The sequence below is a fragment of the Plantactinospora sp. B6F1 genome, assembly GCF_040120695.1.
Classification (GTDB): Bacteria; Actinomycetota; Actinomycetes; order Mycobacteriales; family Micromonosporaceae; genus Plantactinospora.
This window is the reverse complement of the sequence record NZ_JBEEAC010000001.1, coordinates 255,027-268,397: the sequence shown is the minus strand read 5'-3', so window position 1 is coordinate 268,397 and position 13,371 is coordinate 255,027. Positions and strand designations below refer to the sequence as shown.

Below are 13,371 nucleotides of genomic sequence, written 5' to 3'. Positions count from 1 at the left end.
GCACACTGCGCGCATGAGTCATCACGGTAGGCAGGTGCCCGACCATCTGCTGATCCGGATCGCGCGGCGGGACGATCCGGTGTCGGCGGTCGCCGAGGACGACGCCCGACGCCGGTCGCACGCCTATCCGAAGCTGATGTGGGGGGCGCCGGTCTTCGGTTACGTCGAGGAGGTGGCCGGCCGGTGGTGCCTGCACAACCTCGGCGCTGACCAGCCGCAGGGAGCCCGGGACGGTCTCGGCTCGCACTTCCGCCGGTTGCTCGGCGCGGCCCCGGACACCGCCGCGCACGCGGCCGAGCGGCGGGAGTACCGGGCGGCGATCCGGCTGCTCGACTGGGAGGTGGTCGACGACCTCACCGTGCATGGCCGCCGCTACCGGATCATCCGCGCCCAGCCCTTCATCCGGATGGGGCCGGACGGGCCCGAACCGCCCCGGCCGACGGACCCCGATCCGCACCCGCCGGGCGGGACCCGGGATACCCGACCCGCGGAGGAGGGCTTCGTGATCGACCCGGCCGCGACCACCGGCCTCGCCGACGGCCTGCTGCGGATCGAGATGGTCCCCGCGTTCTACCGGGCCGGGATCGTCCCCGACGAGGTACGGGCCGACTCCCGCCGGGCACTGGCCAGCCACCCGAACGTGGTGCTGTTGCCGGTCGGCTTCACCATCGGTGAGTACGTCGACCGGGCCTGGCGGCCGCGAACGTGCGACACGTACCCGACGCCGCAGGCCGCCCGCGACTCGGCCGCCTTCCGATTCAGCGACATCATTCCGGGCGAGGACGCCTCGTTGGAGGAGATCAGGGCCGCCTACAGCCGGGCGCTGTCGGAGTTCGAGGCGCCCCGCACGGACGAGTTCGAGATCCGGGGAGTCCGCTGCCGGGTGACCCGGGTAGAGCGGTTCGTCCGGGTCGGCCCGGACGGCCCGGAGGGTCCCCGGCCCTCGGACTGGGATCCGGAGCCGCCGCCGGAGCTGCACTGCCAGCAACTGCGTGCGCAGGGGCTGCTGCCGGAGCCGGACTGAGCCGCGCTCGGCTCCCCGGTGGGGTCGGCCGAGGTGGCACCGCCGGCCGCGACGGGCCCGGCGCCGGGATGCGGCGCCGGGCCGTCGGCGACGGTCAGCGGCCCGGTAGCGGCACCCGGGACCAGTCGATGTCCGAGCCGAGATAGAAGCTCGGGTACGACGGTTGGTTGTAGGTCGTCTGTTGCCGGGCCACCTCGACCCGGTACTGCGGATCGTGCATCAGGGTGTAGAGCTTGCGGTCGGTCAGCTCGGTGCTCAGGTAGATCCGGATCGCGGAGCTGTCCACCGTGCGGACCAGCATCTCCTCCCGCCAGTCGCCGAGGACGTCCGCGACCAGGCCCGGGTTGCCCTTGGTGCCGTTGTTGGTCCGGGTGCCGTCGGCGGTGAGCAGCCGGCCGCGTTGCCAGTCCTCGATGGTCGGTGTCACCTCCCCGGCGCCGTCGACGATCTGGGTGGTCATGTCGGCCGCCCACCGGATGCTCTGGTTGGTGCCCGGGATCACGGTGCCGAGCAGGTCGCCGTCGGCGGTACGCAGGCCGGGCCCGTCCGGCTGGCCGCCGACCACCGTCGCCCAGGTCTCCAACCCCGGCTCGGCCGGCACGACGTCGCCGACCATGCCCCGGCCGGTGTCCCGACCGGTGTAACCGCCGTAGATCACCTCACCGGTCGCGGCGTCCCGCAGCGCGTAGCCGTATGGCGCCCCGGTCGCACCCTCGTGCACCATGAAGATCTCCAGCCCCGGACGGTTCGGGTCGATGTCGGTGACGTGCATCGCGTCGCCGTGCCCGACCTTCGCCCGGGCGCCCGGGTCGGCGCTGCCGGGCGGCAGGATGCCGTACGAGCTGTACAGCAGGCTGCCGTCGTGGTCGATGGTGGCGCCACCGTAGACGATCTCCTGCTTCCCGTCGGCGTCCACGTCGGCGACGCTGAGCGAGTGCGCGCCCTGGGTGGTCAGGGTGCCGTACTCCGGGTCGGTGCCCTCCCGGCCGTGCGGGCTGTCGTTGAACGGGTTGGTCATCGGCACCCAGCCACTGTCGACGTACCAGTTCTCGCGCAGCCGCCGGCCGTCCCAGCGGTAGGCGACCAGGGTGGCGCGGGTGTAGTAGCCCCGGGCGAAGATCGCCGACGGGTGCCGGCCGTCCAGGTAGGCCACTCCGGCGAGGAACCGGTCCACCCGGTTGCCCGGCTCGATCCGGCTCATCGCGTAGTCGCCCCACATCAGCCCGTCGTCGTGCCGGCCGGGCTTGTACCGGATGGTCTGCAACTCGCGGCCGGTCGCCCCGTCGAAGACGGTCAGGTACTCCGGCCCGTCCACGATGAAGCCCTGGAACGCCCGCAGCGCGTTGCGGCTGCTGCGGGCCGGGGCGTAGACGTCGACGAAGTGGTCGACCAGTGCCTCGGCGTCGGTCCTGGACAGCGGGTACGTGTACGCCGGGGCGATGCCGAAGGCCTGCTCCAGGGTTGCCGGCCAGCGTCCGGCCCGCACCTCCGGGTGCCGGTGCCAGCCGAGGAAGAGGTCGACGAGCTTCTGCCGGTATCCCTCCGGGCTCAGCCGGTAGTCGTCGGTGTGCGCGTAGCCGGCCCGGACGTCCTCGCGGGGCATCGTGACGTACCGCTCGGAGACGACCCGGCCGCGCCGGTCGTACCGGGTGACCTTGGTGCCGGGGGCGGTCTTGAGCATCATCTCGGCGCGGTTGTCGCCGTCGAAGTCGTAGACCAGGAACTGCGTGTAGTGTGCCCCGGCGCGGATGTTGACGCCGAGCGAGACGCGGTGCAGCAGGGTGCCGTCGAGTTCGTAGGTGTCGAGGTACACCTCGCCGGTGTAGCCGACCTGGGAGACGTCCTTGGAGTTCGACGGGTCCCACTTGACGACGTACTCGTACTGCCCGTCGCCGTCGACGTCGCCGACGCTGAGGTCGGAGGCCGAGTAGGTGTACGCCTCACCGGTCGGGGTCACCCCGTCGGCCGGCCGGCGCAGCGGCAGGTCGTAATGGCCGTCGGCCCACGCCGTCACCGGTGCGCCCCGGGCGCCGGTCCGGCCCCGGAGCACCGGCGCGACCTGGTAGGCGGCGGTGGCGCTGCCGGCCCGGTCGAGATAGTTGGTGCTGTCGGTGACGGTGGCGATCCGCCGCCCGTTGCGGTAGACGGCGAAGTCGGCTCCGGTCAGGCCGGTACGGCTCCGTCCGGTCGCCTCGGTGCCGAGCAGCCGCCAGCTGAGGAACACCCCGTCGGGGGTGGCGACCGCGACGAGTCCGCGGTCGAGACGTTCGAGGCGGGGTCCGTGCTTACCGGCGCCGCCCGGCTGGGCGGAGACGGCCGTCGGACCGCCGACCAGCAACGCGGTCACCGAGAGGCCCGCGACGAGGGCCCGGGACAGTACGGCGATCGGCCGGCCTCGCCTGCTTCGAAATGTCATGGGTCTCCAATGTGGGTACGACCCGATCCTCCGGGTGGGACGAACTACGACCGGGCTGAAACGATACAATCCACAGAGAATCATGTATCCGTCGCAGCCTTGTCAAGGCTGTCCGGCCAGCTTCGTCGGCCGCGCCGCGCCGCTCGCACCCGGTCCCGGAGGCAGGCCTGGTCACCCCTCGACGGCGACATCCAGGACCAGACAGGCGATGGTGAGGGCCAGGAAACCGCCGGCGTAGCCCATGTTGTGGAATACCCGGGCCCGCAGGTGCGCGGTCACCGCCCCGACGAAGAACAGCACCAGGCCGGTCGCGGCGGCGAGCCCGACCACCGGCACCCCGAGCAGGCCGAGCAGCAGCCCGGCCACTCCGGCGGCCTTGAGGGCGGCGAGCGGCGGCAGCCAGGACTGCGGCACACCGACCTCGGCGCAGTTGGCGAGCACGAACTGGACCCGGGCCAGGTCGGCGGCGGCGCTCCAGGCGCAGGCCACCATGGTCAGGACGGCCACCACGACGTACGCGGTCAGCATGCCACGCCCCCGGCGGACCGGCCCGGGCGGATGATGCGGGGCGCCATCGGTACTCTCACAGCGTCGGTCTCCTCGTCTCTGACGGATACGGTCGTCTCGGGTAGGTCACCCCCCATGACGTCTGACACCTGGAGAAGGTGACCCGTGAGCACCGATGAATTCCTCGCCGACCGGTTCGCTCGCGACCGGCAGCACCTGGGGGCGGTCGCGTACCGCCTGCTCGGCTCGCTGCCCGACGCGGAGGACGCCGTACAGCAGGCGTGGCTGAAGGCCAGCCGGACCGACCTGGCTGAGGTCCGGAACCTGACCGGCTGGCTGACCACCGTCACCGCCCGGGAGTGCCTGGACATGCTGCGGGCCCGACGCCGCCGGGCCGAGCTCGCCCTCCCCGACCCTGAGTTCCCGGCACCGGGCGCGGCCCCGGTGCCCGCCCCGGCACGGACCGCCGAGGAGGAGGTGCTGCTCGCCGAGTCGGTGGGGCTGGCGCTGCTGGTGGTGCTGGATCGGCTCTCACCGGCGCAACGGGTCGCCTTCGTGTTGCACGACCTCTTCTCGGTACCCTTCGAGGAGGTCGGCCGGGTGCTGGACCGCTCGCCGGTGGCGGCGAAGAAGCTGGCGAGCCGGGCCCGGGACCGGGTGCACGGTCCGGCTCCCCGGGAGCAACGGCTCGCCGCCCGGCACCTCCCGCTCGTCGCGGCGTTCCTCGCCGCGTCCCGGGGCGGTGACCTGGCAACCCTGCTCGAACTGCTGGCACCCGACGTCGTACGCCGGGCCGATCCGGTACTGCTGCCCGCCGGAATGCCGACCGAACTGCGCGGGGCGCGAGCGGTGGCTGAGGAGACCCGGCACTTCGCCGCCCGGGCCCGGACGGGCGGCCCCGCCTGGGTCGACGGTGGCCCGGGAATCGTGATCGCTCCGCGCGGCCGGCTGATGGTCGTGCTTCGCCTCAGCGTCGAGGCGGGCCGGATCCGCACCATCGAGGTGATCGGCGACCGGGACCGGCTCGACAGGGTGACCATCGGGGTGTTCGCCACCGCCGGGTGGTCGCGGAAACACGTGGGATAGTTTCCGGCGCTTCGCTGCGGCCGTCCCGGATCACAGCCGGGCCGTCCCGGGTCGGCCTACCGCAGCACGCCGCGGACGGCCCGCTCGAACTCGGCCCGGCGCAGCGATGCGCCGAAGACGGGTCCGCCGGGTTCGAGCAGCCGCCCCGCGCGGAGGCTGTCCAGCCGTACGGCGTCGTAGCCGATCCGCTCGACGAGCTCGGCCACCAGATCGGTCGCGGTCCTGTCGTCGCCGGCCACGCCGAGCGCGCGCCGGTCCGGGTCGCCCACCGGCCGGCGCTCCTCCTCGATCTGGTGGTAGCCGGCGTGGTTGAAGGTCTTCACCACCGTCGACCGGTCGAGCCGGCGGGCCACGATCTCGCTGCTGCCGTACCGGGGGTCCTCGAACATCTCCTGTACGCCGTCGGTCGGCGGCCAGTAGTTCATCGGGTCGACGACCAGCTTGCCGGCGACCAGTCCAGGGTCGAAGTCCGGAAACCGGCGCAGCGGGATCGCCAGCACCACGAGGTCGGCGTCGCGTACGGCGTCGGCGGCCCAGCGTGGTTCGGCGCCCGGCACCAGGATCCGGGTGATGAGTGCGATCTCCTCCGGGTCGCCGGAGGCGGCGATGTTCACCGGATAACCGGCGGCGAGCGCGACCCGGGCGATCACCGGGCCGACGTGTCCGGCGCCGAGCACGGCGATCCGGGGCAGCAACGATCCGGTCATGATCGGGAGGTTCTCACAGCCGTCCTCCCGTCTCGTTGACGCGTGCAGCATAGCCGGCAGCTCCGCCGGCCGGAGCGGTACTCCCGGCACGGGCTCGCCGCCCACGTTGCCCCGGGGGCGCGACCGGCAGCTCAGCTGCCAGCTCGGGTCGGCGGCTGCGCCTCGCCGGCCGTCAACGCGTCGTCGGCGGCGGTGAGCAGCCGATCCACTTCGGTACGTCGGACGACCCGGATCCCGAGGACCGCGGCTGTCACGACCGCCGCACAGGCGGCAACCACCAGCAGGTTGCTCGTGGCCTCGACGGTGCGCATGTACTCGCCGCCCTGTGCGGTGGCGGAGCGGTACCACAGCGCCGCGCCGATGTTTGCGGGCACGGCGAGCACGGTGCTGATCCACCACCCGGTCACCGGTGCCGTTGGTGCCGTGGGCAGTCCGGCGCGCCGGAGCCGGACCGCCCAGTTGGCGGTGGTGGCGACGGCGACGAGGAGCGCGAGCAGCACCAGCCAGGCCGTTGCGGTACGGAGTTCGTCAAGCCCGAGCAAACTGTCGATCATCTCCACCGTGCCGGACCCGTCGTGGGTCACCACGCCGATCCGGCGCTCGTACGCGGCGAGGGCGACGATCGCGTACAGGACGTCGAGGACGGCGAGTGCGGCAAGCGCGGGCACGGCGCCCCGGGCGGGCGCGGCGAGACGGGGAACGGGCACGCGCCGACGGTAGCGGAAGACGAATTCGCCTTCGGTATATCGGTCGACCAAATAGCTTGCTATTATGTTCCGCATGATAGCGGCGGAGCACCAGCCGAACGAGGAAAACGACCGGCACACCCAACTGCTGCGCGGCGTGCTGGACATGTGCCTGCTGGCACTCCTGGCCCGCCAACCGGCCCACGGCTACGAGCTGGTGCGCCGCATGGAGACGGCCGAGTTCGGCGTGATCAGCTACGGCACCATCTATCCGCTGCTGACCCGGATGCGTCGCCTCGGCCTCGTCGCCGACGAGCAGCAGGCGAGCCCGAGCGGCCCGCCCCGGAAGGTCTACGCGCTGACCGACCTCGGCCGGGCGCACCTGGATGCCTGGCAGAAGCAGTGGAACCAGTTCGCCGACAGTGTCGGCGCCCTCCTCGACGCACCCGACCACGACCCCAGCAGGAGTTGACCGTGAACACCATCAACAGCGTTCTGGCCGAGGCCGAGCGGGCCTGGCGGGCTCACGGGGTCGTCCGGGCCGATCGGGCGACACTCGCCGGCGATCTGCGCCTCGACCTGGAGGCCGCAGCCGCGGATGGCGGCGATCCGGTGCAGTTGCTCGGGGGCGACGTGACCGGTTTCGCCCGGCGGCTCGCCGACGAGGCCGGTGTCCGCCGGGTGCGCCGGTACTACGGACGGCTGCTCGGCACCGCGTTGATCGGTGCGGTGCTCGGCAGCCTGCTCGGCTACGGCGTGCTGGCCGGGCTGTACCCGGTATTCGTGCACGCGTTTGACATCCCCCGCTCGATCACGATACCGGTCCAGCTCGCCGTCGCCGTCTTCTACGGCGTGCCGGCCGCCGTCGTGGTCGCGGGTGCGGTCACCACGGTCCGGCTCTGGCTGCACGATGTGCCGGAGATCAGGAGGACGGCCCGGCTGATGGCCCTGCTGCTCCCGGTGGCCGGCATCGTCGCCACGCCGGTCACCATGGGGTTCGCCTCGTCGACCGACTACAGCACGGCGCCAGGGGTCTTGTTCGTGGAGGTCGCCATCGTGTTGGCGACGCTCGCCGGTGCCACGATCCTGGCCCGCCGACTGGCGCTTCGGGAGCGCCCGCAGACCTCGGGCCCGCCGTCTCCGCACTCCACGCAGGTCAACTCGGCCTGACGGGTCCGGCAGCGGCGGTGGCAGGATCTACGGCATGGAGTTCGCCGAGGTGATCCGCCGCCGCCGGATGGTACGCCACTATGCCGACCGACCACTCGGTCCCGACGTCCCCGTGGTGGACGTCCCGGCGCACACGGCCGCGTTCAAGGCCGAGTTCGGCATCCCCGACGAGTACTCGCCGATCGGTGGCATCTGCGTCGGCTACCGGGCCGACGACCTGCCGCCGCAGAGTCCTGGCATCGCCGGACGCCGCCGTAGCCGCGACGAGGTGATCCACCATGGACAGTGGGGTCGCCGGCAGTCGTGAAGCGGTACGCCCGCGGAGCCGGTACGCCCGCGCAGCCGGTACACCCGCGCAGCCTCAGCCGAAGCGCCCGGGTGCGCCGTCGGCGAACGGCCAGGTGATCCGCTCCGCCCGCAGGTCGGCCACGAGACCGCGCACGTAGCGCAGTTCCGCGTCGATGACCTGGCGCTGGTACTCCGCCTCGACCACGAAGAGCCGGGGCAGGAACCTGGCGACCTCGGCGATCTCCCGGTCCAGGGCGGCGAGCCGCTCCTCCAGCCGGGTCACCCGCAACGTCAGCGCCTCGACCGCGTCCGTCGGCGAGAGGTTCGGTAGAAACGACAGCGCGGCCGGGAACTCGGGATACTCCGCCGCCGGGGTGGCGAGCATCGTGCGGAGCCAGTCGGCCAGGGTGGCCAGGCCGGCATCCGTGATCCGGTACGTCGTGCGCTCCGGCCGGTTCTCGGCGCGTTCGGTCGCGGCGACGGCCACCAGCCCGTCCCGGGCCAGCCGCTGGGTCGTCTGGTAGACGCTGTTGCGCTGGCTGACGTTGACCACGTCGTCCTTGCGCCGCTCCTTGATCAACTGCTGCATCCGGTACGCGTGCATCGGCTCCTCGGTGAGCATCGAGAGCACGGCCAGCGCGAGTACGGAACGGCGCGGTGCGGACACCTGCCGAGCCTAACCGGTACCGCGCACCTAGCCATAAAATGTATAGTCATTCTATGACTACGACCCCTCACTCCCCTGTTCCGGATTCCCTCGCCCGACGGCTCGCGCTCGGCGCCGTCGTCGGACCCGTGCTGTTCACCCTCGCCTGGCTCGTCCTCGGCGCCGTCAGCCCGGGATACACCCTCTTCGACCACCGGTTCACCGACTACTCGCCGATCAGCCAGCCGATCAGCGGGCTCGGGATGGGCGTGACGGCGCCGTACATGAACACCGCCTTCGTCGTCTGTGGGCTGGTCCTGGTCGCCGGGGTGGTCGGGGTGTTCCGCACCCTTCCGGCCGACCGGCCCACCCTGCGCCGCTGGTCGATAGCGCTGCTGGCCTGTAGCGGGATCGGGCAGGCCGTCTGCGGGATCTTCAACCTGGAGGCGATGATGCCGCACACCCTCGGCTTCGTCCTCGCCATCGGCACACCGGTCGCCGGCTTCCTGGTCGCCGGACGGTACCTCCGGGGCGTCCCCGGCTGGCGGCGGTTCGGTACCTGGCTGCTGCTCGGCAGCCCGCTGACCCTGATCCTGCTCGTCGCCTTCTTCGCGACGTTCCAGCCGACGGCGGACGGCGCCGAACAGGGCGTCGCCGGACTCGTGCAGCGGCTCGGGATCCTGGAGCTGCACGCCTGGTTCGTGGCGATGGGCTGGCTCGCGTACCGGGGTGCCCGGCCGGTGCCGCCGGGCCGGCCGGAGGGTTCGCCGCTACCGGCGACGGACGACCACCCAGACGCTCAGGACGGTACGGCGGGACGCACGGCCTCGCCGGCAACCGGGCGGTCGTAGCCACGCTGCGCGCCGCCCTGCGGATACCCACGGCAGGGCGGCAGGCCCCGGTGGCAGGTGCCGACGGGTTGTTGTGTGCGGCCTCGACCAGCCGGCACGTCCGTCACGCACCGGTCCACTCGACCAATCCGTCCGGACGCAACCTGGCGCCGTCCGCCACGCGGTGCGGGCTCAACCGCCCGTCCGGCATGAGGTGCCGCGCGGGCACGGCGCGGCTCAGCACCGTGACATCGGCGATCAGGCGGCGGTGGCAACGCCACCACACGCTCTCGCTGCACATCACCGCGACCGTGCACTCCGCCGCCCGGTCAAGCACAAGATCCAGGGCCGCCCGGAACTCCGGCGTACGGGTGTGTGCCGCGTAGGCACGGAACGCCGGCACGGTCCACCAGGTGTCCTGCTCGGGTGCGTCGGCCGGACGATGCCGCCGGCCGCCGAGCCGCTCCTCCCACCGATAGTCGATCCCCAGCTCCGGCAGCCAGTGCGCCAACGCGTCCCGCTGTACATCGGGATTGGTGCGGCTGCCGGGGAAGCGGCGTACGTCGACGACCAGCTCAACGCCGGCACCGGTCAGCAAGTCGCCCAGCGCGGCACGAGGCAACGGCCCGTGACCTACCGTCAGCAGGGCTGACGGGCGTTCTGTCGTCTGCACAGACCGATCATCGCGCGCCGCTCTGCCGCCAGGTGCGGACATGACCGGGCAGCAGGCGGGCAGATCCCCTCGCCCCTACGCCTCCGACCGGCTGCTGATCCTAGAATCCCGACCACCGGCCCGGGCGCCGATCGCGAAGTCAAAATTGGCCGTGACCAGGCGATGATCGGACGGGAACTCGGTCGGGTTGTCCCTGGGCGGCGGATGCACCCGGTACGTCATCGGCACGAGCGACTCTGCGACGGTGGTGAGAATGAAGTCGATCAGTTGTCCGTCGCCCTCCTCGTCGGCGCAGTTGGTGGTGGGCCGGTATGCCTGATGGTGGGATGTGCCGCTATGCCAGGCGAGGTCAGGCGCGGCGTGGAAGCCGCAGCCGCCGATCCGTTCGCCGTGGTCGTCGGACCATGCGCCGATGAGATGGTCGACGGCCTCCGTCTGATCGACCCAGATGCGGTCGGCGCGTTGGCGGGCCTTCTGGCTCCGGGCGCGGTAGTCCGCCAGCTCCCAGTTCCGCTTCGGATACGAGGGCCCGGAGGCAGTCTCGTTAAGGTCCCCCAACACGAGCATCGGTAGCCGGTATCTGCCGTACCGGTCGATTCGGGCGGCCTGGCGTAGCCGGGTCACGCCGGAGCGGGGATCCCAGTGCTCGATGAGGACACCGAATTCGACACCGGTGGCCCGGACGCGGAAATGGGCCAGCCCGCGTTTGTCGTCATGGGTCGGATAGCCGGTGTCGCTGTACCAGCTGGTGAGGGTCAACGCCGTCGGGTCGTAGAGTAGGGCCGGTTCGATGGGTCCGCGCTCCCGCCAGCCGAGTTGCCCGACGTACGGGCGGTCAAGTTGCTGGGCGAGGGCATCAGTGGCGGCAAGCAGTCCGAGGTTGCCGTCACGCGCCCACTCCTTCGCCTCGTTGATCGCTATTAGCGTTGGCGCCTTGTCGAGGTGTGCGAAAGCGCGACGGAGCCGGTCGAAGTCGAAGCCGCCGTCGGCCAGCAGCCCACCGCCCTCGAAATTGAACAACGCCACTCCGACGTGCCCCATGATTCCCTGCACGGTCACTCCCTTGCCGTCCATGGCTACGGTCTGGCCTTCGATCGCTGTGGCCCGGCTGGGCGCAGGTGGATTCCGGCCTGTCGCAGCCGATCTCCGACGTAGACGCCAGACACTCCACCGGCTGCGGCGAGCGCGGATATCGTCTCCCCGGCGCGGTAGCGCGCGACGATCTGTTCGTCGGGGATGGCGGCCTGTCGCCGGACCGGGCCGGGACGCATACGCACCCGGGCAGCCAGGAGACGGTCTCGGACGTAGCCACGTGACATGCCGGTGCGGTAGGCGATCCAGCCAATCGACTCGCCCGCCTCGTAACGGGCGACGATCTGCTCGTCGGTCGGGATGTCGCGTACGCGTGGCCGGCGCCCCTGCTTGCGGCGGGGAATCTCCAGCGCGACCAGGAGGTGGTGGACATGGCCGTGCGAACAGCCGATCGTCGTGGCGATTTCCATGATCGACCACCAGTCGACGAGGTAGCGGTCCACCAGGTAGCGGGTGACGATCCGGGCGGCCCAGGAGGGCAGCGGGGTCATCTGCCTCGTCCGCGCGATCGCCATCACCGCACGGTCGGCCTGTTGCGCGAACACCTCGTCCGCCTCCCGAGCCGGGCCCGTCTCCGCCCCGTCGCCGGATGCCACCTGTTCGCCCGGGACAGCACCGGTAGGACCGGATCGGCCCCGGCGCTGCGACATCCCCAGCTCTGCCAGTAGGTTGTTGATCCGGTCATGCGGGCACCTGATCGACCGGGCGATTTCCGCGACCGACCACTCGTCATCCAGGTACCGGTCGGTGAGGTAGCGGATGACGATGGTCGCCGCCCAGTCCGGCAGGTCCGCCAGCGAGTACGCTTCCGCCGGCCGTCCCAACCGCCGCGCGCCGTCATCGAGACGGTCGGCACGCGGGGCCAGGGCGGTCGTCGAGAACCGCTGGCCCGGTCTGCGGCGGGGTATCCCAGCCTCGACCAGCACCCGACGGATGTGCACCTGGGTGCATCCGGTCGAGTTGGCGATCTCGGGGATCGTGCACCCGTCGACAAGGTATCGGTCGACCAGGTGGCGAGTGACGATGCGGGCCGCCCAGTCGGGCACGCTGCCCAGAGAGTTCGTCCAGGTCCAGCCCGGCGGCGGTTCGGCTGCGGTGGCGCCGCCCGGCCAGGCGATCCGATCGGCCGGAACCGGGCCCGACCTGGGCCGCTCACCCCGGTTTCGACGCGGTATCCCCGCCTCCACCATCACCCGGTGGAGGTGGCTGGCCGAGCAATCCACCGACCTGGCAATCTCCTCGAGCGTCCACCGGTCGAACACGTACCGCTCGGCAAGGTGTTGGGTGACGATGCGGGCCGCCCAGTGCGGCACCGGCGCCATTACACTGTTTCTTCCGCGTCGTGGTGAGGTCGCCGCAGCCCGCGAGCTGTCAGGCACTGGAATGGGCTCTTCCATCAGCGGTGCGGTGGTAGCGAGGCCGGGTGGCGCGGACCGCAGCCGAGCAGGAGTTGCACGGCCGCAGCCCCGCGATGAGGTAACTGGCCGACGGGAAGCCACTCGCTGCCCTGGCGGGTGAAGCCGATGTCGGCGAGCCCGGCCGCGACGCGGGGCAGCACCTCCGGGGCGCAGAGCAGGACCCCGTGCCCGTCGTCGTGGCGCAGCGCGTCGAGAGCAGCGGTGGCCCGCCGGACCAGCAGGGAGGGGTGGGCGCCGAGCCGCTCGGTCCGGCCACGCCGGGCCTCGCGCCGCGCGGCGGTAGCCACACGCAGCTGGTGCAGGCGCGGACCGCGACGGCTGCCGTCCGCCCAGTCCAGCCGACGCAGGGCTTGGCGGACGTACCGGTCGATCCAGCTGGGCCCGGTAAGGTCGACTGCGTCGGACATCGAGACGGGGTGGATGTGCCAGTCAGTCTCCGGGCGCAGTGCCTCCCGGGCGTCGACCCAGCCGAGCACCCCTGCCCGGGCGATCCGGAGGACCTCCCATTCCCCGATGCGGTCGACCACCTGCCGCACATCCGGGTGCAGCCCACGGCGCTCCCCTGCTGATGGAGCGAGCAGCTCCTCGTAGTACACCCGCGAGCCGCCGGTCCGGCCGCGGTTCGCGATGGTCCGCACGGTGAGGAAGTAGGCAGGTTCGCCCTGCGGGTGAACGGCCAGCACGGTGATCCAGCGGTTGACCGCCGAATGCCGGTAGTACCACACACCGCCGACTCCAACATCCGACGTCGGCGCACACGCAGAACGCCCATTCCGGCCGTACTCCTTTCCCTGGTCGGTGTCGCGGTAACGGAGATCTCCGGCGCGG

General features: G+C 71.6%; 15 protein-coding genes. 6 read left to right on the top strand and 9 right to left on the bottom strand.

Going from position 1 to position 13,371, the window contains the following annotated elements:
* Positions 1-13: 13 nt before the first annotated feature.
* Positions 14-1,024, top strand: a complete 1,011-nt coding sequence (locus ABNF97_RS01040; RefSeq protein ID WP_130462654.1) for a DUF5954 family protein — start codon at positions 14-16, stop codon at positions 1,022-1,024.
* A gap of 94 nt (positions 1,025-1,118) precedes the next feature.
* Here the strand turns inward: ABNF97_RS01040 and ABNF97_RS01035 are convergent, their stop codons facing one another.
* On the bottom strand, positions 1,119-3,440 hold the full coding sequence (locus ABNF97_RS01035) for a rhamnogalacturonan lyase (RefSeq protein ID WP_349337329.1): 2,322 nt from the start codon (positions 3,438-3,440) through the stop codon (positions 1,119-1,121).
* A 171-nt stretch (positions 3,441-3,611) separates the two neighbouring features.
* Positions 3,612-3,968 (bottom strand): DoxX family protein, encoded by a 357-nt coding sequence (locus tag ABNF97_RS01030; RefSeq protein ID WP_130462652.1) that lies wholly within the window; start codon positions 3,966-3,968, stop codon positions 3,612-3,614.
* Between the two features lie 144 nt (positions 3,969-4,112).
* Between ABNF97_RS01030 and ABNF97_RS01025 the strand changes: the two genes are divergently transcribed.
* Positions 4,113-5,033, top strand: coding sequence for a sigma-70 family RNA polymerase sigma factor (locus tag ABNF97_RS01025; protein ID WP_130462651.1), 921 nt, complete (start codon positions 4,113-4,115; stop codon positions 5,031-5,033).
* Positions 5,034-5,089: 56 nt separating this feature from the next.
* Here the strand turns inward: ABNF97_RS01025 and ABNF97_RS01020 are convergent, their stop codons facing one another.
* Positions 5,090-5,740 carry an NAD(P)-binding domain-containing protein gene (locus ABNF97_RS01020; protein WP_130462650.1) on the bottom strand — a complete coding sequence of 217 codons (651 nt, stop codon included), beginning with the start codon at positions 5,738-5,740 and terminating at the stop codon, positions 5,090-5,092.
* A gap of 131 nt (positions 5,741-5,871) precedes the next feature.
* Positions 5,872-6,447, bottom strand: a complete 576-nt coding sequence (locus tag ABNF97_RS01015; protein ID WP_130462649.1) for a hypothetical protein — start codon at positions 6,445-6,447, stop codon at positions 5,872-5,874.
* A gap of 64 nt (positions 6,448-6,511) precedes the next feature.
* Between ABNF97_RS01015 and ABNF97_RS01010 the strand changes: the two genes are divergently transcribed.
* From ABNF97_RS01010 to ABNF97_RS01000, 3 genes are read left to right on the top strand one after another with little or no spacing between them, the layout of a single operon-like run.
* Complete coding sequence (locus ABNF97_RS01010; protein ID WP_349337328.1) at positions 6,512-6,898, top strand: PadR family transcriptional regulator; 387 nt, start codon at positions 6,512-6,514, stop codon at positions 6,896-6,898.
* A gap of 2 nt (positions 6,899-6,900) precedes the next feature.
* Positions 6,901-7,596: a hypothetical protein gene (locus tag ABNF97_RS01005; RefSeq protein WP_130462648.1), complete on the top strand. Its 696-nt coding sequence runs from the start codon at positions 6,901-6,903 to the stop codon at positions 7,594-7,596.
* Positions 7,597-7,630: 34 nt separating this feature from the next.
* On the top strand, positions 7,631-7,903 hold the full coding sequence (locus ABNF97_RS01000) for a hypothetical protein (RefSeq protein ID WP_130462647.1): 273 nt from the start codon (positions 7,631-7,633) through the stop codon (positions 7,901-7,903).
* A 54-nt stretch (positions 7,904-7,957) separates the two neighbouring features.
* On the opposite strand, the gene ABNF97_RS00995 is transcribed toward ABNF97_RS01000, so the two are convergent.
* Complete coding sequence (locus ABNF97_RS00995) at positions 7,958-8,551, bottom strand: PadR family transcriptional regulator (protein ID WP_349337327.1); 594 nt, start codon at positions 8,549-8,551, stop codon at positions 7,958-7,960.
* A gap of 53 nt (positions 8,552-8,604) precedes the next feature.
* Here ABNF97_RS00995 and ABNF97_RS00990 point away from each other — a divergent pair, with 53 nt between their 5' ends.
* Positions 8,605-9,381 (top strand): DUF998 domain-containing protein, encoded by a 777-nt coding sequence (locus ABNF97_RS00990; protein ID WP_165436706.1) that lies wholly within the window; start codon positions 8,605-8,607, stop codon positions 9,379-9,381.
* 103 nt (positions 9,382-9,484) lie between these two features.
* On the opposite strand, the gene ABNF97_RS00985 is transcribed toward ABNF97_RS00990, so the two are convergent.
* The 4 genes from ABNF97_RS00985 to ABNF97_RS00970 all read right to left on the bottom strand — a co-directional run bounded on the left by ABNF97_RS00985 (position 9,485) and on the right by ABNF97_RS00970 (position 13,268).
* The gene (locus ABNF97_RS00985) at positions 9,485-10,033 is read right to left on the bottom strand and encodes a DUF488 domain-containing protein (RefSeq protein WP_349337326.1); all 549 of its coding nucleotides are present in this window, start codon (positions 10,031-10,033) and stop codon (positions 9,485-9,487) included.
* A gap of 75 nt (positions 10,034-10,108) precedes the next feature.
* The gene (locus ABNF97_RS00980) at positions 10,109-11,107 is read right to left on the bottom strand and encodes an exonuclease/endonuclease/phosphatase family protein (RefSeq protein WP_130462644.1); all 999 of its coding nucleotides are present in this window, start codon (positions 11,105-11,107) and stop codon (positions 10,109-10,111) included.
* A 2-nt stretch (positions 11,108-11,109) separates the two neighbouring features.
* A complete protein-coding gene (locus tag ABNF97_RS00975) occupies positions 11,110-12,522 on the bottom strand; it encodes a hypothetical protein (RefSeq protein ID WP_349337325.1) in 1,413 nt (470 codons plus the stop codon).
* Positions 12,522-13,268 (bottom strand): hypothetical protein, encoded by a 747-nt coding sequence (locus ABNF97_RS00970; protein ID WP_349337324.1) that lies wholly within the window; start codon positions 13,266-13,268, stop codon positions 12,522-12,524. Before ABNF97_RS00970 ends, ABNF97_RS00975 begins: the two co-directional genes overlap by 1 nt.
* Between the last annotated feature and the right edge of the window lie 103 nt (positions 13,269-13,371).